This window comes from Paraburkholderia polaris, from assembly GCF_012927345.1.
GTDB lineage: Bacteria > Pseudomonadota > Gammaproteobacteria > Burkholderiales > Burkholderiaceae > Paraburkholderia > Paraburkholderia polaris.
Genome location: NZ_JABBGJ010000026.1, coordinates 100,867 through 122,953, shown reverse-complemented (window position 1 = coordinate 122,953; position 22,087 = coordinate 100,867). Strand labels below are relative to the sequence as shown.

The 22,087-nt window shown below is 61.6% G+C and carries 17 protein-coding genes; 7 read left to right on the top strand and 10 right to left on the bottom strand.

Going from position 1 to position 22,087, the window contains the following annotated elements; genetic code table 11:
- Positions 1-203: 203 nt before the first annotated feature.
- Positions 204-1,130, top strand: coding sequence for a DMT family transporter (locus HHL24_RS23970; RefSeq protein ID WP_169487848.1), 927 nt, complete (start codon positions 204-206; stop codon positions 1,128-1,130).
- Between the two features lie 798 nt (positions 1,131-1,928).
- Here the strand turns inward: HHL24_RS23970 and bamC are convergent.
- Positions 1,929-3,161, bottom strand: a complete 1,233-nt coding sequence (gene bamC, locus HHL24_RS23965) for an outer membrane protein assembly factor BamC (protein WP_169487847.1) — start codon at positions 3,159-3,161, stop codon at positions 1,929-1,931.
- Positions 3,162-3,621: 460 nt separating this feature from the next.
- Here bamC and HHL24_RS23960 point away from each other — a divergent pair, with 460 nt between their 5' ends.
- The 3 genes from HHL24_RS23960 to HHL24_RS23950 all read left to right on the top strand — a co-directional run bounded on the left by HHL24_RS23960 (position 3,622) and on the right by HHL24_RS23950 (position 7,561).
- Entirely contained in the window at positions 3,622-4,086 is a 465-nt protein-coding gene (locus HHL24_RS23960) for a DUF2844 domain-containing protein (protein WP_169487846.1), read from the top strand.
- A 66-nt stretch (positions 4,087-4,152) separates the two neighbouring features.
- Positions 4,153-5,427 (top strand): DUF3443 domain-containing protein, encoded by a 1,275-nt coding sequence (locus HHL24_RS23955; protein WP_169487845.1) that lies wholly within the window; start codon positions 4,153-4,155, stop codon positions 5,425-5,427.
- 262 nt (positions 5,428-5,689) lie between these two features.
- Entirely contained in the window at positions 5,690-7,561 is a 1,872-nt protein-coding gene (locus HHL24_RS23950) for a glycosyl transferase family 1 (RefSeq protein WP_169487844.1), read from the top strand.
- A gap of 99 nt (positions 7,562-7,660) precedes the next feature.
- On the opposite strand, the gene HHL24_RS23945 is transcribed toward HHL24_RS23950, so the two are convergent.
- Positions 7,661-8,242, bottom strand: coding sequence for a hypothetical protein (locus HHL24_RS23945; RefSeq protein ID WP_169487843.1), 582 nt, complete (start codon positions 8,240-8,242; stop codon positions 7,661-7,663).
- Between the two features lie 295 nt (positions 8,243-8,537).
- Between HHL24_RS23945 and HHL24_RS23940 the strand changes: the two genes are divergently transcribed.
- Positions 8,538-9,173 carry a cadmium resistance transporter gene (locus HHL24_RS23940; protein ID WP_169487842.1) on the top strand — a complete coding sequence of 212 codons (636 nt, stop codon included), beginning with the start codon at positions 8,538-8,540 and terminating at the stop codon, positions 9,171-9,173.
- Positions 9,174-9,575: 402 nt separating this feature from the next.
- Here the strand turns inward: HHL24_RS23940 and HHL24_RS23935 are convergent, their stop codons facing one another.
- A complete protein-coding gene (locus tag HHL24_RS23935) occupies positions 9,576-9,905 on the bottom strand; it encodes a hypothetical protein (protein ID WP_169487841.1) in 330 nt (109 codons plus the stop codon).
- A gap of 261 nt (positions 9,906-10,166) precedes the next feature.
- Between HHL24_RS23935 and HHL24_RS23930 the strand changes: the two genes are divergently transcribed.
- Positions 10,167-11,045 (top strand): class I SAM-dependent methyltransferase, encoded by an 879-nt coding sequence (locus HHL24_RS23930; protein WP_169487840.1) that lies wholly within the window; start codon positions 10,167-10,169, stop codon positions 11,043-11,045.
- Positions 11,046-11,370: 325 nt separating this feature from the next.
- The gene (leuA, locus tag HHL24_RS23925) at positions 11,371-13,089 is read left to right on the top strand and encodes a 2-isopropylmalate synthase (protein ID WP_169487839.1); all 1,719 of its coding nucleotides are present in this window, start codon (positions 11,371-11,373) and stop codon (positions 13,087-13,089) included.
- A gap of 465 nt (positions 13,090-13,554) precedes the next feature.
- On the opposite strand, the gene HHL24_RS23920 is transcribed toward leuA, so the two are convergent.
- From HHL24_RS23920 to HHL24_RS23890, 7 genes are all read right to left on the bottom strand, one after another.
- Positions 13,555-14,328: an amino acid ABC transporter ATP-binding protein gene (locus tag HHL24_RS23920; RefSeq protein WP_169487838.1), complete on the bottom strand. Its 774-nt coding sequence runs from the start codon at positions 14,326-14,328 to the stop codon at positions 13,555-13,557.
- Complete coding sequence (locus HHL24_RS23915; RefSeq protein ID WP_169487837.1) at positions 14,328-15,005, bottom strand: amino acid ABC transporter permease; 678 nt, start codon at positions 15,003-15,005, stop codon at positions 14,328-14,330. The genes HHL24_RS23920 and HHL24_RS23915 overlap by 1 nt, the downstream gene beginning before the upstream one ends.
- A gap of 22 nt (positions 15,006-15,027) precedes the next feature.
- Positions 15,028-15,810: an amino acid ABC transporter substrate-binding protein gene (locus HHL24_RS23910; RefSeq protein WP_169487836.1), complete on the bottom strand. Its 783-nt coding sequence runs from the start codon at positions 15,808-15,810 to the stop codon at positions 15,028-15,030.
- 362 nt (positions 15,811-16,172) lie between these two features.
- A complete protein-coding gene (gene hydA, locus HHL24_RS23905; protein WP_169487835.1) occupies positions 16,173-17,624 on the bottom strand; it encodes a dihydropyrimidinase in 1,452 nt (483 codons plus the stop codon).
- A 63-nt stretch (positions 17,625-17,687) separates the two neighbouring features.
- Positions 17,688-19,199, bottom strand: a complete 1,512-nt coding sequence (locus HHL24_RS23900) for an NCS1 family nucleobase:cation symporter-1 (protein WP_169487834.1) — start codon at positions 19,197-19,199, stop codon at positions 17,688-17,690.
- Positions 19,200-19,322: 123 nt separating this feature from the next.
- Positions 19,323-20,657, bottom strand: a complete 1,335-nt coding sequence (preA, locus tag HHL24_RS23895; RefSeq protein WP_169487833.1) for an NAD-dependent dihydropyrimidine dehydrogenase subunit PreA — start codon at positions 20,655-20,657, stop codon at positions 19,323-19,325.
- Positions 20,658-20,724: 67 nt separating this feature from the next.
- On the bottom strand, positions 20,725-22,074 hold the full coding sequence (locus HHL24_RS23890) for an NAD(P)-dependent oxidoreductase (RefSeq protein ID WP_169487832.1): 1,350 nt from the start codon (positions 22,072-22,074) through the stop codon (positions 20,725-20,727).
- Positions 22,075-22,087 lie beyond the last annotated feature (13 nt).

Sequence of the window (22,087 nt, the reverse complement as noted above, 5' to 3'; positions counted from 1 at the left end):
CACCTCAATCTCATCGCAATTTTTCTCACATCAGCGTGAGAATTGCTCGTTTTGCAGCCAACTCGGCTACGCTTACGATGACAACTATCAGATGTCCTTCATCTCCCGAATCTTGCCGTTTCACTCCAGCCTGAAACGTTTCGCGCGATCGCGCTGCTACGATGCGCATGCGTCTCGACTCAACCGCGCGCGGCGCCACGACAATGAATGCCAAAAACCTGCTGCAGTTGCTGATCCTCGCCGCCTTATGGGGCGCCTCGTTTCTGTTTATCCGCGTCGGTGTAGCCGACTTCGGCGTCGCGCCGCTGATGGCGTTGCGCGTCGGCATCGGCGCGGTCTTCCTCGCAATCGTGCTGATCGCGCGGCGGCCGTTGCGCCAGTCCGCAACGATCCTGCGCACGCGCGCCTTTCCGCTGCTGGTGGTCGGCATTCTGAATTCGGCGGCGCCGTTCTGCCTGTTCGCGTATGCCGAGCTGACGCTGTCGGCGGGCGTGACATCGGTGATCAATGCGACCACGCCGCTGTGGGGCGCACTCGTCGGCTTCCTGTGGTTGCGCGACCGCCTGAGCGCGCTGCGCACGGTCGGTCTCGTGATCGGCTTCCTCGGCGTCCTGATGCTGGTGTGGGATCAGATCGCCGCACCGAACGGCTCGGCCGCCACGCCGCTGAGCACCGCGCTCGCGGCCGCCGCCGCGCTCGGTGCCACGCTGCTGTATGGCATAGCGGCCAATTACACGAAGCGCCACCTGACCGGCGTCGATGCGTTGACCGTCGCGACCGGCACGATGACCGGCGCCACCATCGTGCTGCTGCCGCTCGCCGCAATCTACTGGCCGGCCGCGCCGATCTCGCTGCACGCGTGGGGTGCGGTCGTCGCGCTGGGTGTTGCGTGTACCGGCGTGGCTTATATGCTGTTCTTCCATCTGATCGCGGTGGTCGGGCCGGCACGCGCGATTACGGTGACCTTCGTGATTCCGATCTTCGGCATTCTGTGGGGTGCGTTGTTTCTTGGCGAAACCGTGTCGCCGGGCATGCTGGAAGGCTGCGGCGTGATTCTCGTCGGCACCGCGCTTGCCACCGGCGTGATCAAACGCCTGCCCTGGGTCGGACCGCGCCGCGCCGATACCTGAAATCACGGCTGGCAACCCATCCTGAGTATCCAAAAAAATAGCCCGCACTCCGTTGGAGTGCGGGCGAAACCGTCGCCCTACGAGGATAGGCGACGGGGCCACCGAGGCCGCGCGCCAACGCGCGCAGGCCATCATCAGGCTAAGCACCGGTTCGTTCGCCGATGCTGAAATGGTCTGGGAATCGCTGATTGAACACTCGCCGCAAACTCACGTCGGATGTTACGAATCCGGCCCCATGAGTCTTTAAAAGCAGCTTGCGTGCCAGTTATCAGATTTCTCTATAATTTGCTCGCAAGCTATTGATTGTTATTGTCATTTTTTGCGAAGAAAGGATATCGACAGGATTGGCGGAAGGGGTTTTGAGAGTTACGTCACCGGGGTAACGTCACGTTACATGCGGCCGCACAGCGGCGGCCGCGTGATTCCGCTTCATGCGTTTGAAGCGAATCAAACATCAAGGCGCCGGTCATTTCGTGCGTTGCGAAGCCGTATGTCTGACTCGCAGACCCGTTGGCCGCCGCGTCTCGCGCGGCGCCAGGGCTGCACCGCATATGAGCGCCAGGGCGAGTAAGCTCGCCGCCCACATCCAGTAAGGAATTACGTCGAACATAGCCATCTCCCGTTGAGCGCCGGTTCATACCGGTGTTTCAGACAGCAAGCAAAACACGTGCGCGCTATGAGGCCGAACTAACGGCTTGCGGCGCGAAGGATGAAACGTGGACATAAAAAAACCCGCCCGGCTGCATGCCGGGCGGGTTTTCAGACAGCGCTCACTGCCTGTGCTTGCTACAGCTTCCTTCAGTGCAACTGGTCGACCATCAGACTCATGATCTGCTTGGCCTGCGGGGTCTGATCGATCGCGCCCTTATCGTCGACCACGGCCACACGGGTCTGGTCAGGTGTCACCGCGCGGACGTTCACGAGATACTGCTTGGCGACCTTTTCCTTCTTGCCGTGGAACACCTGGCTCCAGAAGCCCTGCTCCGCCGACGTCAGATCCTTCGGATCGACGTAGCGCACGAAGTACAAACCGCGGCTCGCATCGCGATCGTCGACGGTGAAGTTGCTGCGGTCGAGCGCGAGGCCCACGCGCAGCCACGCACGGTCATACGGCTCGCCAAGCGTCAGTTCGGTGGACGAGAGCTGTGCCGACGTGCTGTTCGCCGACTCATCCGGCATCGGCGGTTGCGCCGACAGCGCGACGTTTTGCGCCGCCGTGGCCGCAGCCGCAGACTTCGCACCCGCCGTGGCCGCGTTCGGCGCCGTTTGCGCACCCGCCGGCGAGAGATCGGCACTTTGCGTATCGGCCGGTTTCGTGCGCGAATCCGCCAGCGCCAGCGCTGCCATCAGCCGCTTCAGGTATTCCTGTTCGAGACCCGGGTCGTTCGGCTTGGCTTCCCACGTGGTCGAATCGTTGTTAGTGCCGGTGATCGCCTCACGCATGCCCTTCTGGCTGATGAACACATAGGTGCCGCCGTTCGGCGCCGTTTCGAGACGCGTGCGGTACTTGTTGCGCTCAGAACTCACATAGCTGTTGCCCATGGCCTTGGATAGCGTGTTGCGGATCAGGCCGTCGTTGATCTGCGCGTGCGTTTCATTCCAGTCCGTTTCCATCACGCCCTTGTCGCGCTGGTCGACCACCAGCAGGAAGCCCTGTTCCTGCCAGAAACGGCGGATTTGCGCCCATGCCTGGTCGGGCGCCTTGTTGTCGATCACGAGCCAGCTTTCCGTACCGTCGCGCTGGATGTGCATGCCGTTCACCGGCGGCACCACCGTCAGGGTGTTAGTGGCCGGTGCCTGCGCCTGGACCTGCTTGAGCGTGGACAGCGAGGTTTCGCCACCTTGCGGGGGCAACGAACGCTGATCGGACGTCTCATCGATCATGTTCGGCGGTACGGCAAGTGACACTTGCTTCGATTTCGAGTCGCTTTTGTAGTCGATTTTGGTCGGCGACGAGGTGCCGCAGCCGGCGACCAGACCGCCTGCCATCAGCATTACTGCAAACCGCTTGGTAAGACGAAGATCAGTCATGTTCGGGGAATCCTTCCGCTACGCCACGGCAAGTTTCCGTGGATCAACCCAACATTTTACCGATCCCGGCGAGTCGTGTGCAAAAACCGGGGTTTGCCCATGAATTGAGCAGGCCGCCGCCGGCAAAACACGCACCGCGGCGAAGGGCTTGGGCACCCTTGAATCGCTGTGCAGCGCGCAGCTTCCCGTTGCAGAAAGAGCGCCCCGCTTCACGGCAACAATCATCTCCCTCATCAGCAAATTTAACAATTCACAACGTTTCCCAAACGCCCGTCGGACATGCCCTATCTGATTGTCAGATCATTGTTTTAAAAGACACTTTCCGCCCTCGTCATACGCAATTTTCGAGATTAGCTGAAGCGCCGCGCGCCGCTCCTGACAACGATCAGGAAACCTGAGTGTTATCTTGAATTGGACATCTCAATAAAGCTTGAGCGTTCCAATAGCGAGACAGGTTGCCATGCCAAATCCTTGTTTTTCACCGGCCCTTGCCGCCCCAGCGATGGTGGCTGCCCTGCTGTGTGCCAGTCCCGAAGCGCATGCCGAATTGGGCGGCACGATGCCTGGTCAGGCTGATTCGACAGCTGCGGCACCCCAAACCCTGCTGAACGGCGCCCTACGCCTGCGCACGCTGACCGATGCGGGCAACACAACCATTAATGAGTACGCGACGAATACCGGTCAGATCATCGCTTACACGTGGCAGGGCCCGACCATGCCGGATCTGCGCGCGTTGCTGGGAAAGTACGCCGACTCCTACCGGACGGGCGCCGCCGCGTCCGCGCCAGACGGCAATCTGCACGCCTCGCGGGTGGTCCGCTCGGACGTGATTGTGGAATCCGGCGGCCCAATGCGCGGCTACGTAGGACGCGCGTGGCTGCCAGCGACCTTGCCACCCGGCGTCACGGCCGGCGATTTTCGCTGAATTTCCGCTGGCACCGTGCGCACGCTATCAAGAAAACGCCTCGACGATCCGATTGCCGACATCATCATGAAGCCCTCCCCTCGTCTCTATGCCATGCTCCTCGTCTGCGCGGCACTCGCCGGTTGCGGCGGCGGCAGCAGCGGCAGCACAGCCGCCTCCTCACAGGCAGGAGCGGCCAGCAGTCCGAGCGCCGCGAGCCCGTCAGGCGCCAGCGCGCCATCTGCGGGCGACGTCTCCAGCACGGGCACTTCGGTACCGCAATCGACTACCGCGAACGTCCAGCCGATTGCGGTCAGCACCGCGCCGGGTCTGACGCGCAACATGCTGACGACCAGCGTCACCGTCTGCCAGCCCGGCACCAGCAATTGCGCGACGATCGACAATATTCAGGTCGACACCGGCTCGCACGGCCTGCGGATTCTCGCGTCCGCGCTGCCGGCCAGCCTCTCGCTCGCGGCGGTGAGTTCAGGCAGCGGCGTGACTGGCGAGTGCGCGGTATTCGGCGGCGGGTATGCGTGGGGGGCGGTGCGTAACGCGGACGTGCGGATGGCCGGCCAACTGGCCGCCTCGATTCCCATCCAGTTGATCGCCGACCCCATGCTGCCCAGTGTGCCCACCGACTGCGCCGGCTCCGGCCCGTCGATGCTGACCGTCGCGACCCTGCGCGCCAACGGCATTCTCGGCGTCGGCCTGTTCGCAGCCGACTGCGGCAGCGGTTGCGTCAATACCGCTCTGCCCCGCTGGTATTACAGCTGCGACGCCAGTGGCGCCTGCCTCGCGAGTACGCAAGCGCTTGCGCAACAGGTGACCAATCCAGTCAGCCGCTTCGCGCTGGACAACAACGGCGTGGTAATCGACCTGCCGGCAATCGCCGACGCAGGCGCGGCCAGCGTGTCAGGCTCGCTGATCTTCGGCATCGGCACCCAGGCGAACAACACGCTCAGCGGCGCGAGCGTGGTCAAGGCCAATACGCAGACGGGCTATGTGGTCACCAACAGCGCCGGTCAGACGTACGCGCAAAGCTATGTCGACAGCGGCTCGAACGCGCTCTTCTTCAACAACAGTCAGTTGCCGCAATGCGGTTACTGGTACTGCCCGAGCTCGACGCAAACAGCAAGCGCCTCGATCGTAGGTACCGATGGCGCGACGAATACGGTGTCGTTTGCGATCGGCAATTCGCGCACGTTGTTCGCGTCGTCCAATAACGCGTTCAACAATCTGGCTGGGATTGCCAGCAATGGCTTCGGCTGGGGCCTGCCGTTCTTTTTCGGACGGCGTGTCTACACGGCAATCGCGTCGCGCGCGACCTCGGCCGGGCCGGGTCCGTATTACGCGTTCTGAGTGCGCAATGTCGAGGATCCGCCTTGCGCAGACAGCGGCGTAGGGCGGGTTCGATTGAGCGCCTGAGCAGACTCCCCTATCGAGTATCAAACTCCTGCGCCGAAACAGAATAAATCCTACAGGCCGATCGGATTTTCCCGCGCGGAAAATTCCCAAATTCTCATCCCAGGCTTATTTGATACACCCTGACTGCAATAATCGTCGTTTCCGGCTAGCGTCATCTCAATATCGTTAGTCCTGCATATCTAACAATAGTCAAACGATGGAAGTCACCTTTTCGCTCGACCATTTCGAGCAACTTGTTTATACGCAACAGCATGCTCAGGCCTCGGTCCAGCTCATCGCCGCACTCGCACTCCTCCACCAAACGCGCGGCGAGCTGGACGCAAGTTTCCAGGCTTCGGGCATGACCGGCCTGCCTGCCAAAGAGCAACGCCAGCGTTTCTGCACACGCCTGACGAGCGCCGTGTCAACGTTGTTCGCCGACCCGGATTTCCGGCCGCCCACCGAGTGCTTCAGACTGTTTCTCACGCTGCATGAATGGATCGGCGTGCTGTTCTCGGCCACGGCGTCAGGCAATGCGGACCATGTCGCCCGCTATCTGAATCCCCGCGGCCCGGCAGATGCGCAGTTCCTCCCGGGAGACAGCTTCATTGAGAAGTTATGCGTGCTCTATTCGACCGAGTCCGAACTGGAACTCGACTTCGCGGCGCTCTGGGCGTACGACAAAACCATCGCGGCCTGTCTCGCCCTCGTTCTGCTGGCACCGGTCTTCAAGGGCTCGCCAAACGCGCATCTGAAGCGCGAGGCGCTGCTGGAGTGGCTGCCCGGCAAGCTGCAGCAGATCGACGACCTCGACGATCTGCCCTCGGCCGTGCTGCACAACGCCTATATGTTCTGCAGCTATGCCGATACGCCGCGGCGGCATGCGATCAAGCAGGACATCAATGTGCTGGTGCGCCGCAAGCTCGCGCAGCTCGGCCTGACCGACCTGCCCGCGCCGAAGCGCACGCCTGCCAAAGGCAAACCGCGGCGCGGCAAAAAACCCTTGATGGTGGTCGTGCTGGAGTGGTTCAGCGGCGCCCATTCGATCTACCGCACGCATTCGCGTACGCTCGAAGCCGCGCGCGAACATTTCGAAGTGGTGGGCTTCGGCTTCGGTTACGCCGTCGACGAGGTGGGGCGGAACAGCTTCGACCGCTTCATCGAACTGGATCAGCCGGACTACATCGGCGAGTGCCTGAAGACGATTCGCGACTTTGCCGAGGCCGAGCAGCCGGACGTGTTGTACATGCCGAGCGTCGGCATGTTCGTGCTGACGGTGTTTATGTCCAACTTGCGCATCGCGCCGCTGCAGGTCGCGGCGCTCGGCCATCCCGCCACCACGCATTCGGACAGGATCGACTACATCAGCGTCGAAGAGGATTATGTCGGCGACCCGGCCTGCTTCAGCGAACGACTGATGAAGCTGCCGAAAGACGGGCAACCGTACCGCCCGTCCGTCGCGCTGCCGGACATCGTCGCGCAGATTCCGCCGGCGCGCGAAACGCTGCAAATCGTCATCACCGCCAGCGCGATGAAACTCAATCCCGGTTTTCTCGATGCATGCCGCGCAATCGGCGAGCGTGCCGCGACATCCGTTGAGTTTCACTTCATGAGCGGTGTGCCGTCAGGTCTGCCGTTCGACCGTTTGCGTGACGTCATCGCGCGAGCGTTGCCGGGCGCCGTCGTTCACGACTTTCATGACTACGCCGCATATCTGGCGCGCGTCAATCAATCCGACCTGTTCCTCAGCCCGTTTCCGTTCGGCAACACCAACGGTATCGTCGATGCATTGACGCTCGGCTTGCCCGGCGTATGCAAACGCGGGCCGGAAGTGTTCGAGCGGATCGACGGCGCGCTGTTCGAGCGCGTCGGCATGCCGTCGTGGACCACCACGGACAGCGTCGAGGCTTACATCACTGCGGCTGTGCGCATGATCGACCAGCACGACGAACGCACGGCGCTGCGGCAGCGCCTGATTGATACGCAGGCGGTGCAGCGCTGCTTCGAAGGGCGGCCGCAGGCGTTCGGCGAAAGCGTACTTGAACTGATGCACGAAAACAAAAGCCGCCACGGGAACGGGGCGGCTTGAGATTCGTCTTGCGCTGACCGGATCATGCTGTGTTCGTTGAGCACGGCGTGAGGTGCTCCGGGGGCGCTAGCCCGCGGCGACAGGCACAAATGAAAATTGCTACTCGGTAGCTTCGCTGGCTTTATCGGCCGGCGTGGCGAGCTTTGCCGGCGCCAACCAGCTGAATACGCTCAGCGCCGAGCCGTGGAACGTGCACTCGGCGGCAGCCGCCGTGGTGGTCTTCTTCGGCTTGGCCGGTTTGAGCGAGGCTGCGTCGGCCCCCGACGCAGCGAGGCTCGCCGAAGCGGCCGTAGCCCCCGAAGCCACGCCAGCCGTCACGCCGGAGGCGGCCTCAGCGTCCGAAGCCGCGGAAGCCACCGACACCGCGGACGCCGCGCGCACGCCGGAAGCCGCGCGAGGCGCATTCGCCAGTTTCGCGGCGGAAGCGGCCGCGGATGCCGCCGAGGCGGCTGCCACCTCCGAAGCCGTCATCACATGCTCGATCGATCCTTCGACGACCACCCGCGAGCCGTCGATACCAGCACCCGTATGAGCGATCTTCAGCGTATCCGGCGAAATTTCTGCCAGCTTGCTTCGCATCAACTGCTCGCATGCATCCGAGTTCTTGTAGACGGCCGTGCACGCCGCCAACAGCGTGGCAGCGATCGTGACGCAGGCGATAGAGAGAATCCGAATCTTCATTGATGTTCCGTTTTTCAAGCCGTCGGCAATTGTAGCTTACGGGCTGATGGATCGGCATCGCGCCAGCCACGGGGACGGCGCAGGCACAGGACTGCGCGGCGCGGCGCCACACGCGAACGTGCTGAACCGCAGGACGCGCACATCGCGCAAGACAAAGAGACGGCTTGACCGCGACGCCTTGCATCGGCATCGTGTTGACCGGCCGCCATGCCTCCGGCGCGCGGCCGACTCTTCGGCTGGACCTGCTTCATGGGTGCAGATCCTTTTCCTACCGTGCATTGACCGGCTTTCCCGCATGTTCAGCCTTGCCCTGCTCGCCGTCGCGGCTTACGCGGCCACCAATATCGACAACCTCTTCGTGCTGCTCGCCTTCCTTGCGGAAGCGGGCGGCAAGCGGCGTCGCGTGATCGGCGGGCAGTATGCAGGTTCGCTGGCCCTGATCGTGGGGGCGATTCTGCTCGCCGCATTGTTGACGCACTTACCCGCCGGCTATGTCGGTCTGCTCGGTATCTTGCCGATCGGCGTGGGTCTGAGCAAAGCGTGGACGCGCTTCCGCCCAAGTAACGCAGATCAGGAAAACGAGGCGCAGGCCGTGGCGCACACGAGTACATTGGCTACGCCGACTAGGGCCAGAGCAGGCTCGTCATGGTGGACAGTCGCGTGCGTGGCGGTCGCCAATGGTTCGGACAATCTCGCGGTCTACGTGCCCTTGTACGCGAGTCATTCGCACAGCGAGGGCCTGTTCATCTCGCTGGTGTTCGTCGTCATGATCGGCCTCTGGTGCGCGGGCGCGGTGTGGCTGGTGGAGCATCCGTTGCTGGGCGCGCCGATCCGGCGCTACGGTACCGCGTTGCTGCCGCTGATCCTGCTGATCATCGGCGTCTCTGTGATCGTGCAAAACGATACGTTGCGGATTGTGTTCGGCATCTGAGCCAGACGTGGAACTGGCGATCCGGTCGCCGGGTGGTCGGGTGGTCGGGTGGTCCGGTGGTCCGGTGGTCCGGTGGTCCGGTGGTCCGGTGGTCCGGTGGTCCGGTGGTCCGGTGGTCCGGTGGTCCGGTGGTCCGGTGGTCGGGTGGTCCGGCGGCCGGGTGGTCCGGTGGCCGGGTGGTCCGGTGGCCGTGTGGTCCGGTGGCCGGGTGGTCCGGTGGCCGGGTGGTCCGGTGGCCGGGTGGTCCGGTGGCCGGGTGGTCCGGTGGCCGGGTGGTCCGGTGATCACGCCGGAGCCTAAAAGCCTTAACCAAGGCCCAAAACGGAAACACCATGGTCCGTGCCGGGATGCGCCGCTGTCCGCGCGCGATGCAGCACGATCGACCGTCGCCCATGCGACCGCTTAGTTCGCGGGCATTTGCGGCTGCACGTAGGTACGCACGCCGGCGAGCGGCGAACCGTAGCCGCCCGCCTGGGTGTTGTTCGGCAAACCGTTGACCAGTTGCGCGCGCGGATCGGTCGGATTCAGGTTCAACTCGCCAGCCTGCTGGTTGCCGTGCGTCGGATATTCGCTGCCGCGCGCCGCGTTCGGCATCACACGCGTACTGTTCTGCGGCGCGTTGATGTCGTCCTGCGCGCTCAGGCCCTGTGCGCCAGCTTGCGCGGCGCCGCCGCACGCGGCCGCGCACAGCAAGACCCCCACTACCCTTGACGTCCTCGATGTTCGTTTCATACCGGCCTCCGGCAAAGTGAAATGAAAGGCGATCATGTCCGCGGTTCAAATATAGGCGAGCCAGCGCCCGCGGCAGACCCTGATCACATCATTTATACGCGTCACTCCGTCTGTCGGATTCGTCTAAATCTGGCCGGCCGCCGCAAATAGCCGAACGGGCACACATCGTGAACTGGCAAAAGCCACCGGACACAGCAAATACCGCGGGCGCATATCGTTATGCCGATTGGCGATTTCTTTCCAGGCGGATCGCGCCCGATAATGGGTGCCATGAACACCCACCCCACTTTCCAAGCCCGCGCGCTGCGCTCCACGTTCGCGGCACTGAGCACGGCGCTGCTGCTGGCGGCCTGCGCCGCCCCGACGGCGTCGACCTCACCCACGGCAGCTGATTCTGCCTCGCTCGATGCCGCAATTTCCGGGCCGCAGCGCAGCGACAAGAATCGCGCACGCGATGTCTACCGCCATCCGAAGGAAACGCTGCAATTCTTCGGCGTGGCGTCGTCGCAGACTGTGCTGGAGATCGCGCCCGGTGGTGGCTGGTACACGGAAATACTCGCGCCCTATTTGCATGACCACGGCACGCTCTACGAGGCGCAATACGACAGCCCGGACGCTGCGCCGGCGGCGGAGGAGCAGGCTGGCCGGGCGTCATTCGCGCGTAAGCTGGCGGCCACACCGGCTGTCTACGGCAATGTGATGGTCGGCTCGCTGCGAGCGGGCCAGTTCAGTGGCTTTCCGGCCGATGGCAGCGTCGACGAGGTGTTGACCTTCCGCAATATCCACAACTGGATCAAGGACGGCCAGATCGACGCGAACCTGCGCGCCTTCTACGCGGCACTTAAACCGGGCGGCATCCTCGGTGTCGAGGAACATCGCGCGGCGCCGGGCACCTCCCTGCAACAAACCATCGACAGCGGCTATGTGACCGAAGCCTATGTCATCGAACACGCGCGCGCGGCAGGCTTCGAATTGGCTGGCCAAAGCGAGGTGAACAGCAATCCGCGCGACACGAAAAATTATCCGCACGGCGTGTGGTCGCTGCCGCCCACGTATGAAGGTCACGACGTCGATCGGGCGAAATACGCAGCGATCGGCGAATCGGATCGCATGACATTGCGTTTCGTGAAACCCAAGTGACGGGCATGACCGGCTCGGGTTCCAACGCGCCCCGGGCGCGATAGGCCCCCGCGGGGTCGGCGCGCTCTTCGCCGCGCCGCGCTTGACGCGGTCCCAATAATATGTTCCTATTGCGCACTATGTACCGCGCCCAGACCATCCTATCGCTACTACTAGCCCGCTCTACCGGGCTAGGTCTGCTGCTGCGCGCTTCCATCTGAAACACCCGAAGCACCGCTCAATTCCCCAGTAACTGACCCAGCCCCGGTTTTCGACCGGCGGCCATGCTTTGTCTTTTCGTCGTCCGGTCCACAGCCCAGCTTGTCGAACCTTAAGGATGATGAAAATGTTGAAGAACCCTGCCACCAAGTATCACTCGTTCAAGCCCATCAATTTGACGGACCGCCAGTGGCCGTCGCGCACCATCACGCGCGCACCGATCTGGATGAGTACCGACCTGCGTGACGGCAATCAGGCGCTGTTCGAGCCGATGAATGCGCAACGCAAGATGCGCATGTTCAAGACACTGGTGCAGATCGGCTTCAAGGAAATCGAAGTCGCATTTCCATCTGCCTCGCAAACCGACTTCAATTTCGTACGCGAGTTGATCGAAGGCGGCCATATCCCCGACGACGTCACGATCGAAGTGTTGACGCAAGCCCGCGACGACCTGATCGAACGCACCTTCGAATCCTTGCGTGGCGCGCCGCGCGCTATCGTCCATCTGTACAACGCCACCGCGCCGGAATTCCGCCGCATCGTGTTCGGCCTCGAAAAAAGCGGCGTGAAAGAGCTCGCGCAAAACGCCGCGCGTACGATGAAACGTCTCGCCGATGCCACCCCGGAAACGCACTTCACGCTGCAATACAGCCCGGAAGTGTTCAGCAGTACGGAGCTCGAATTCGCCAAGGAAGTGTGCGATGCCGTATTCGATATCTGGCAACCGACGCCCGAGCACAAAGCGATCGTCAACCTGCCCGCTACGGTGGAAATGGCTACGCCGAATGTCTACGCCGACCAGATCGAATGGATGCATCGCAATCTCGCGCGTCGCGATTCGTTGATCGTTTCGGTGCATCCGCATAACGATCGCGGCACCGCTGTGGCTGCCGCGGAACTGGCGGTGATGGCGGGAGCGGATCGTGTCGAAGGGTGTTTGTTCGGCAATGGCGAACGTACCGGCAATGTCGATCTCGTGACACTTGCGTTGAATCTGTACACGCAGGGTGTCGATCCTGAACTCGACTTTTCGAATATCAATGAAGTCGCGCGTACCGCGGAAGAATGCACGCAGTTGCCGGTGCATCCGCGTCATCCGTATGTCGGCGATCTCGTGTTCACCGCGTTCTCCGGTTCGCATCAGGATGCGATCAAGAAGGGTTTTGCCGTGCAGAAGCCGGACGCGGTCTGGGAAGTGCCTTATATGCCGATCGATCCGAGCGATCTCGGGCGGACTTATGATTCGGTGATTCGGGTGAATAGCCAGTCAGGCAAGGGCGGAATTGCTTATTTGCTCGAGCAAGGCTATGGGGTGGTGTTGCCGCGACGCTTGCAGGTCGATTTTAGCTCCGCTGTGCAGCGGTTTACTGACTCTAGCGGTCAGGAAGTTACGCCTTCGCAGATCTGGGAATTGTTCCAGCAGGAGTATGTGCACAGTGCTGCGCCGATTCGCTATGTCGGACATAGTCTGTCTGAGCGCGGCGATCGGGAGCATATCAAGTTGACTGTCGAGATTAATGGCTCGCGGCGCGTGCTGAACGGTGAAGGGAATGGGCCGCTTGATGCGTTGATGCATGCCATGGGTGTGCCGGTGCGCATTCAGCATTATGAAGAGCGGGCTTTGACTCAGGGGGCTGATGCTCGCGCTGTGGCTGTTGCTGAGATGGCTGGGGCTGATGTGGCTGGGAGTGCGTTTGGGGTTGGCATTGATGCCAATCTGGTTACGGCTTCTATTCGGGCTGTGATTAGTGGGGTTAATCGCGCTTACGCGCGGGTTAATGCCGCTGCGCGGGAACGGTTTTTTGAAGTTGCGTTGAGTGACGACGCGGAGCGTGTGGCGGTTTGAGGTTTTTGGCTCTTTCTTGATCTGGATTCTTTGGCCTTTTCTTGATCTGGATTCTTTGGCCTTTCCTTGAATTGTTAGTGGTCTATTAGCGTCGCCCCTGTGCGGGGCAGGCACCTACTTTTCTTTGCCTGCCGCAAAGAAAAGTAGGCAAAAGAAAGCGGCTCAAACCAATCCTGCTAAGTGGGACCCCGAGCTTGAAAAGGGTAGTGGTGCATCTGGAATCTGTGTTCTCGCACATTCCGCGTGAGTGACAAAGGCGTCATACATCCCGACTCGCACTGCGTGCTCGCCGGAAGAGTCTGCCAGCAAACCAGTGGTCTATTTTTTGTCTGTCGATAGTTTTTTGAGGGGCGCTTCGGTGCCCCTCTTTTTTTGCTGCGCCGCCGCCTGGCGGTGGACAGGCTTTTGTTGCCGTTTTACTTTTGTTGCCGTCTTACCCTTATTCCCGTGTCGTCCTCTCTCCGGTCAGCCCCGCTCTGTCCACGCGTCCGGCAAGCTGTGTGTCAGCGTCGATACGAAGCGCTCTGTTTCCGGTTCGCGCGGCTGCATGAAAATGTCGCGCGATGGGCCCGCCTCTACCACCACGCCGTTACTCAGGAACACCACGTCTCGCGCTATCGTCGCAGCAAGACGCAAATCATGTGTCGCCATCAACATCGTCATGCCTTCGTTGGCGAGCTGCTTGAGGACGTCCACCACCTCCGCAGCCAATCCAGGATCAAGTGCCGAAGTGGGCTCGTCGCATAACAACACTTCCGGCGACGGCGCCAGCGCCCGCGCAATCGCTACGCGTTGCTGTTGGCCGCCAGATAGCGTCGAAGGCCATGCGTCCGCTTTGTGTGCAATGCCGACTTTCTCAAGCAATTCGTCCGCACGTACGCGCGCTTTTTGCCTGTCCCACTTCAGTACAGTCAGCAAACCTTCCATGACGTTCTGTCGCACCGTCAGATGCGGAAACAACTGGAAATTCTGGAACACCATGCCGGTGCGGCGGCGAATCGTTAGCACCGCCTCGCGCGATGGCTTGTGATCGCGGCTGAATTCGAGGCGCTGGTCGCCGAGTTCAAGGGAGCCGGCCTCCGGGATTTCCAGCAGATTCACGCAACGCAAAAGCGTACTCTTGCCGCTGCCGGACGGGCCAATCAGCGCGGTCACATTACCCGAGGCGAGTTGCAGGTCCACCGAACTCAGCACCCGATTCTCGCCAAAGTACTTGTCGATTTTTTCCAGTCGAATCATCAGTTGCTCGCCTGAAAAAGTGCGTGACGGCCGAACTTGCGCTCGAGCCGGGTTTGCGCCGACGACAATACCGAACTGAACACGAGATACACCAGTGCCGCCTCGGTATAGAGAATCAACGGTTCATAGGTCACGGACGCGATACGCTGCGCCGCCTGAAACACTTCAGGCACCGTCAGTACCGCGGCGAGCGATGTGTCCTTCACCAACGCAATGAACGAGTTCGACAGCGGCGGCAGCGCAACGCGTGCCGCCTGCGGCAGAATCGCGCGGCGCAGTGCCTGGGTACGCGTCATTCCCATCGAATACGCCGCTTCCCACTGTCCCTTCGGTATCGACTCGATCACGCCGCGTATCACTTCCGAGTTATACGCGCCGACATTCAGCGAAAAACCGATAATCGCTGCGGTCAACGGATCGAGTACGATGCCGACGTTCGGCAGACCGTAGAAAATCACAAACAGTTGCACGAGTAGTGGCGAGCCGCGAAACAACCACACGTAAAAGCGTACGATCGCCACCGCCCACGTCGGCCCGAACAGCCGGACCAGCGCGACGATGAACGCCAGCGCGAGCCCGATCGCGAACGATACCAACGTCAGTGGCACGGTGAAGACGAGCCCCGCATACAGCAGGGGCCACAGCGACTGCGCCATCAAATGCAACCATGCCGGCATGATTCAGACTCGCAGTTGACGCTTATTGGGAGACGTCTTTACCGAAATACTTCTGCGAGATCTTCGCGTAAGTGCCGTCCTTCTTGATGTCGGCGAGCGCCTTGTTGATCGCCGCCTGCAACTCCGGGCTGCCCTTGCGGATCAGCACCGCGGACTTGTCGCTGCTGTCGGACGACGTATCGATCGCGGCGATCTTCACCTTCGCGTCCGGCTTGTGCTTCTTGAAGTCGAGGAACGACAGCGAATCGTTGACGGTCGCGTCGACGCGGCCCGAGGTCAACAGATCGATCGATTCGTTGAAGCCTTGCACAGGGATCACCTCTGCACCGTGCGCGGCCGCGATCTTGCCGAAGTTGCTGGTCAGCGTATTGGCCGACTTCTTGCCCTTCAGGTCGTCAAAGGTCTTGATCGTGGTGTTGTTCGAGCCCACGATCAGCGCCGCATGCGACGTGATGTACGGGTCCGAGAAATCATATTTCGCTTTGCGCGCATCGGTCACAGCGACTTCATTGATCACCGCGTCATAGCGGTTCACATCAAGACCGGCGATCAGACCGTCCCATTTGCCTTCGACGAACTCCGGCTTGACGCCCAGGCGTTGTGCGATCGCCGTGCCAATCTCGACGTCGAAGCCGGTCAGCTTGCCGGATTCATCGTGGTACGTGAACGGTGCATAGGTGCCTTCGGTGCCGATCTTGAACACGCCCGCGGACTTGATCTGCGCGAGCTCGTCAGCAGCGAATGCCGGGCTCAGGGTCACCGCTTGCAGCAGCGCGATCAGCAGAATGGAACGAATCGACTTCATCAGGTGGCTCCGTAAAGTTTGCTACGTCAGTTGCATGGTTTTGTGGGTTTTGTGTGCCGCATTCCGCCAGCGCTCAGGCCAGGCAGAGTGGGCGGACTGTAGCAAACGGGCTGCGTTTTTACAAAGGATCAGGTTTCCGATCAATATGCACATGCGTGCTAAGGGGACAGCGAAGGTCGCTCATACAACGCTGAATTCGACTCTACAGCAGATATGACGGGCGCGGCATGCATCGCACCACGGAACACATGCCGGGCGCCATCGGGGAAAACGAGAGAGGGTTTCGCCACGGCGAATGCGCGGCGTTGAAAAATAGTCGGCACGGGCGGCACTGCGAGGCCGCCCGGCAGATTGCAAACGGCTTACCGTTCCACCGGATGCGGCTCCTTCCGCTTATTGGCCACCCGGATCGCATCGAAGTAAGCCGGATTCGGCGGACGCTTCAGATAACGCCCAGCGCCACGCTCGGCCCGCAACTCGCCATCGGTCCATGCCAGCGCGCCGCGCGTGAGGGTATGCATCGCCACGCCCTGCACCGTCATCCCTTCGAACACGTTGAAGTCGACCTTCTGATGATGCGTCTTCACCGAAATCGTTTTACTTGCCTGCGGATCCCACACGACCAGGTCGGCATCCGCACCCACCTGTACCGCGCCTTTACGCGGATACAGGTTGAAAATCTGCGCGGCGTTGGTCGACGTGATGCGTACGAATTCATTCGGCGTGAGACGCCCTGAATTCACGCCGTGATGCCAGAGCACCGCCATACGATCTTCAACGCCGCCGCAGCCATTCGGGATCTTCGTAAAGTCCTCGCGGCCCATGGCTTTCTGCGACGCGCAGAACACGCAGTGATCGGTCGCGGTGGTATGCAGCTGGCCCGCTTGTAAACCCCGCCATAATGCCTCGCGATGCTCCGCGGAACGGAACGGCGGGCTCATCACGTGCGCTGCGGCGCGGGTCCAGTCGGGATCGCGGTACACCGCTTCGTCGATCACCAGATGGCCCGGCAGCACTTCGCCGAACACCCGAAGGCCTTCGCTGCGCGCGCGCGCGATCGCGTCGACTGCATCTTTCGAGGACACGTGGACGATATACACCGGCACGCCCAGCACTTGCGCGATGCGAATCGCGCGGTTGGCCGCCTCGCCCTCCACTTCAGGCGGCCGCGACAGCGGGTGCGCCTCCGGACCCGTAAAGCCTTTCGCGAGCAACTGACGCTGCAACTGAAACACCAGTTCACCGTTTTCCGCATGCACGGTAGGCAGCGCGCCGAGTTCGAGCGAACGCGAGAAACTGTTCACCAGCACTTCGTCGTCGGCCATGATCGCGTTCTTGTAGGCCATGAAGTGCTTGAAACTTGACACGCCGTGTTCGTGCACCAGCGTGCCCATGTCGCGATAGACCGAATCGTCCCACCACGTCACTGCAACGTGAAAGCCGTAGTCTGCAGAAGCCTTTTCAGCCCAACCGCGCCACTCCTTGAAGGCCTCCATCAACGGTTGCTTCGGGCTCGGAATCACGAAGTCGATGATACTGGTCGTGCCGCCGGATAAACCCGCGGCCGTACCGGTATAGAAATCGTCGCTGGCCGTCGTGCCCATGAACGGCAATTCCATGTGCGTATGCGGATCGATACCGCCGGGCATCACGTACTGCCCGCCCGCATCGACGATCGTGGCGCCTGCGGGCGCCTCCAGGTTCGCACCGATCTGCAGGATCGTGCCACCGTCCTGCGGATCCGCACACAACACGTCCGCACGATACGTGTTCTCCGCGTCGATAATCGTGCCGCCGCGAATCAGGGTCGTCATGTTGCCGCCTCCTTATGAACTGCTGGTTTCGGTGCTACGTACTTCGTTCGCCTCGGGCGTGGCTTATGCACTCGCCACGCGTGCGCTCGGTCCTTTGCTCAGCTTCATCCACGCGCTATATACGATCGACGCCAACGCAAGTCCGACAAACCAGGCATACGTATAGAGCGTGTTGAAAATCGCCGGCACATTCGGGAACGATGCCGGAAACGCGGTATGCAAAAAGCCCGGCAGATTCGGCAGCACGCCGATCACGAGCGCCACCACCGCGCCGATATTCCAGCCACCGGTGTAGCTGTACTCGCCATGCTCGTCGAACAGTTCACGCGGGTCCAGCCGTGTGCCGCGAATCAGGAAGTAGTCGACCATCAGAATGCCCGCCACCGGACCGAGCAAAGCCGAGTAGCCGACCAGCCACGTGAAGATATAACCCTGCGTGGTGGCGAGAATCTTCCACGGCATCATCACAATCGCGATGGTCGCGGTAATCATGCCGCCGACGCGATACGAAATACCCTTCGGCCACAGGCTCGAAAAGTCATAAGCCGGGCCGACGAGATTCGCAGCCAGATTGCAGCACATCGTATCGAGCGTCAGGATGATCAGCGCGACGCCGACGCCGATGCCGGTCATGCGGCTCGTCAGGTCGATCGGGTCCCAGATCGCCTTGCCGTAGATCACGACGGTCGCCGACGTCACCACCACGGAGATCACCGAGAGCAGCGCCATCGGAATCGGCAAGCCCACCGACTGGCCGATGATCTGATCACGTTGAGTTTTGGCAAAGCGTGTGAAGTCGGGGATATTCAGCGCGAGCGTCGCCCAGAAACCCACCATCGCCGTGAGGCCGGGCCAGAAGGTCGCCCAGAACATGCCCTCCTTCTTGCCGCCCGCCACGAATTGCGACGGCGCCGACAGCATCGAGCCAAGGCCGCCCGCCTTCGAAGTGGCCCACCACACCAGCGCGATACACATCACGATCTTGATCGGTGCAGACCAGCTTTCGAGCCAGCGAATCGAATCAGTGCCGTGCACAATGAAGTAGATTTGCAGCGCCCAGAACACCAGAAAGCAAGCGAGCTGCGCAAAGGAGATGTCGAGGAACGGCAAGGCCGCGCCGTGCAGCGCGTTGCCAGTCAGAATGTTCAGCAGCGTGTAGATCGCACTGCCGCCAAGCCACGTCTGAATGCCGTACCAGCCACACGCGACGATCGCCCGCAGCATCGCCGGCAATTTCGCACCTTGCGTGCCGAAGGAAGAGCGCACCAGCACCGCGTAGGGGATACCGTGCTTCGCACCCGCGTGACCGATCAGCAGCATCGGCACCAGCACGATCAGATTGCCGAGCAGCACGGTCGCCACCGCCTGCCACGGCGACATGCCCTCCTCCGTCAAACCGGCCGCGAGCATGTATGAGGCAATGTTCATTACCATCCCGACCCAGAGCGCGGCGAAGTGATACCACCGCCACGTGCGCTGTGCGACGCCGGTCGGCGCAAGGTCATCGTTATAAAGACTGCTGCCCTGCACGCCGGCCGCAAACTGCGGATCGACGGGTTGCGCTGTCTGCTTCATCGAAAGATCTCCACTGATCGTTGAGGCCTGCGCGGCTTCTGGCGGCGCGTCAGGCCCTGGGGAAAACCACAGGTTCAGTACAAGCGCTTCGTTTCGTTTCCTTTCCTACAAGTCGCTCATGTTTCAGGCCGCTTTTGCGGCGTGTGCATGCGCATGCTCGGCGGTTTCAGCCGCATCGGACTTGTCGCTTTCTGCGGCATCCACCCGCGCGGGGTTGTTCGGATGCGTGGTCCAGTTCGCGTACTCGCCGCTGTCCACGCGTTCCATCGTGATGCACTGCTCGACCGGGCACACATGCATGCACAGATTACAGCCGACACATTCGGAGTCCATCACTTCAAAATGCCGAACGCCATCTTTTTCTTTCATGATCGCCTGGTGAGCCGTGTCTTCACACGCGATATGGCAGAGGCCGCACTGGATGCATTTGTCCTGATCGATGCGCGCCTTGATGTCGTATTTGAGGTTCAGGTACTTCCAGTCGGTGACGTTCGGCACGGCGCGACCGCGAATGTCGTCGAGCGTCGCGTAGCCTTTTTCGTCCATCCAGTTCGAGAGACCATCTGCGAGATCGGAGACGATACGAAATCCATAGTGCATCGCCGCCGTGCAGACCTGCACGCTGCCCGCGCCAAGGACCATGAATTCGGCCGCATCGCGCCACGTCGAAATGCCGCCGATGCCGGAGATCGGCAGGCCAGGTGTTTCCACGTCGCGAGCAATTTCCGCGACCATGTTCAGCGCAATCGGTTTGACCGCCGGCCCGCAGTAACCGCCGTGCGTGCCTTTGCCGTCGACCATCGGCAACGGCGACATCGCGTCGAGATCGACCGCGACGATCGAGTTGATCGTGTTGATCAGCGACACGCCGTCCGCGCCGCCCTTGTAGGCAGCACGCGAACCAAGGCGAATGTCGCTGATATTCGGCGTGAGTTTGACGAGACACGGCAGCTTCGAGCCTTCTTTGACCCAGCGCGTAACCATCTCGATGTACTCGGGCACCTGGCCCACCGCCGCCCCCATGCCACGCTCGCTCATGCCGTGCGGACAACCGAAATTCAGTTCAACCGCATCGGCGCCGGTGTCTTCGACGAGCGGCAAAATCCACTTCCAGTCGCGCTCGTTGCACGGCACCATCAGCGAGACGATCATCGCGCGGTCCGGCCAGTCGCGTTTGACCTGAGCGATTTCTTTAAGATTGATGTCGAGCGGACGGTCGGTGATCAGTTCGATGTTGTTCAGGCCCGCGATGCGCTGCCCGTTCCATTGCACTGCGCCATAGCGCGAACTGACGTTCACAACATGCGGGTCGAGGCCCAGCGTCTTCCACACGACTCCGCCCCAGCCCGCTTCAAACGCGCGGTTCACGTTATAGGCTTTGTCGGTCGGCGGCGCGGAGGCAAGCCAGAAAGGATTCGGCGACGTAATGCCGGCAATCGTACAGCGCAGATCGGCCATGTTCGGCTCCTTGGGGACTGCTGTTTTATCTTGGTGTGATGCGTGGCTTAAGCGGCTTTATGCAGTCTTACGCGGCTTTGACCGCAGTGCGGGCGAACTGAGCGTCAATCGCGGCGGCGGCGATCTTGCCGTCCTGCACCGCTTGTACCGTCAGATCGATCCCACCCGTCGCCGCGCAATCGCCACCTGCCCACACGCCTGGCAGCGAGGTTTGTCCGTTTGCGTCGACCGCAATGCGGCTGCCGTCCAGCGTCAACAGTTCGCGTTCGATACCGACAGGCACCAGCGTCTGCCCGATTGCCTTGAGCACCATGTCGGCTTCGACCACGAAGCGCTCCTGATTGCCATCGCTCAACGTACGTTCGAATTCGACACCCGTGACCACGCCGCCTTCTCCGATCAAACGCACCGGCGTTGCGTGCGTGACGAGCGTGACGCCGTTGGTCTGAGCGAAATCGCGCTCGGCCCACGTTGCGCTCATCGACTCGACGCCGCGCCGATACACCATCGTCACCGACGTCGCGCCGAGCTTGTGACTTTGCACCGCGGCATCCACTGCCGTATTGCCGCCGCCGATCACGACCACCCGGCGGCCCACCGGCACCGTGCCGAAGTCGCTCGCGGTGCGCACCTGTTCGATGAAATCCACTGCGTTCATCACGCCACTCAGGTCCTCGCCTTCCATCGCCAATGCGCGCACGCCCGTGAGACCGATCGCGAGGAAGACCGCATCGTACTGCTTGCGCAGCGCGTCGAGATCCACGTCACGTCCAAGCGCTACACCGTTTCTGATCTCGATGCCGCCGATCGAGCACAACCACGCCACTTCGCGCTGAGCAAAATCGTCGACGGTTTTATAGGCAGCGATACCGTATTCGTTCAGACCACCCGCTTTCTCGTGGGCGTCGTAAACGGTGACGTTATGGCCGGCCAGTGCGAGACGGTGCGCACATGCGAGTCCAGCCGGTCCCGCACCAACCACGGCGACATGCCGTCCGGTTTCAGCAGCACGCTTGAACAGTGCTTCGCCGCGCGCCATCGCCCAATCGGTCGCATGACGTTGCAGCGCGCCGATCGCCACCGGCTTCGCATCCTGATGGTTGCGCACGCAAGCACCCTCGCAGAGAATCTCGGTCGGGCAAACGCGCGCGCACATGCCGCCCATCGGATTCGCCGACAGAATATCGACGGCCGCGCCCTTCAGATTGCCGTTGCTGATCTTGCGAATGAAACTGGGAATGTCGATCTGCGTCGGACACGCGTTGACGCACGGTGCGTCGTAACAGTAATGACAGCGACTCGCCGCCGCGGCCGCGGCACTCGCGTCGAGCAACGGCGCGATATCGGAGAACTCGCACGAGAGTTGATCGACCGATAGGCGCTGAGGCGCTATATCGCCGGTTTGCTTGATGGCCATACGAGTTCCTTCT

Coding starts and splice junctions, on each gene's coding strand:
- HHL24_RS23970 (WP_169487848.1), top strand. CDS start 204: ATGAATGCCAAAAACCTGCTGCAGTTGCTGATCCTCGCCGCCTTATGG.
- bamC (WP_169487847.1), bottom strand. CDS start 3,161: ATGACTGATCTTCGTCTTACCAAGCGGTTTGCAGTAATGCTGATGGCA.
- HHL24_RS23960 (WP_169487846.1), top strand. CDS start 3,622: ATGCCAAATCCTTGTTTTTCACCGGCCCTTGCCGCCCCAGCGATGGTG.
- HHL24_RS23955 (WP_169487845.1), top strand. CDS start 4,153: ATGAAGCCCTCCCCTCGTCTCTATGCCATGCTCCTCGTCTGCGCGGCA.
- HHL24_RS23950 (WP_169487844.1), top strand. CDS start 5,690: ATGGAAGTCACCTTTTCGCTCGACCATTTCGAGCAACTTGTTTATACG.
- HHL24_RS23945 (WP_169487843.1), bottom strand. CDS start 8,242: ATGAAGATTCGGATTCTCTCTATCGCCTGCGTCACGATCGCTGCCACG.
- HHL24_RS23940 (WP_169487842.1), top strand. CDS start 8,538: ATGTTCAGCCTTGCCCTGCTCGCCGTCGCGGCTTACGCGGCCACCAAT.
- HHL24_RS23935 (WP_169487841.1), bottom strand. CDS start 9,905: ATGAAACGAACATCGAGGACGTCAAGGGTAGTGGGGGTCTTGCTGTGC.
- HHL24_RS23930 (WP_169487840.1), top strand. CDS start 10,167: ATGGGTGCCATGAACACCCACCCCACTTTCCAAGCCCGCGCGCTGCGC.
- leuA (WP_169487839.1), top strand. CDS start 11,371: ATGTTGAAGAACCCTGCCACCAAGTATCACTCGTTCAAGCCCATCAAT.
- HHL24_RS23920 (WP_169487838.1), bottom strand. CDS start 14,328: ATGATTCGACTGGAAAAAATCGACAAGTACTTTGGCGAGAATCGGGTG.
- HHL24_RS23915 (WP_169487837.1), bottom strand. CDS start 15,005: ATGCCGGCATGGTTGCATTTGATGGCGCAGTCGCTGTGGCCCCTGCTG.
- HHL24_RS23910 (WP_169487836.1), bottom strand. CDS start 15,810: ATGAAGTCGATTCGTTCCATTCTGCTGATCGCGCTGCTGCAAGCGGTG.
- hydA (WP_169487835.1), bottom strand. CDS start 17,624: ATGACGACCCTGATTCGCGGCGGCACGATTATCGACGCGGAGAACACG.
- HHL24_RS23900 (WP_169487834.1), bottom strand. CDS start 19,199: ATGAAGCAGACAGCGCAACCCGTCGATCCGCAGTTTGCGGCCGGCGTG.
- preA (WP_169487833.1), bottom strand. CDS start 20,657: ATGGCCGATCTGCGCTGTACGATTGCCGGCATTACGTCGCCGAATCCT.
- HHL24_RS23890 (WP_169487832.1), bottom strand. CDS start 22,074: ATGGCCATCAAGCAAACCGGCGATATAGCGCCTCAGCGCCTATCGGTC.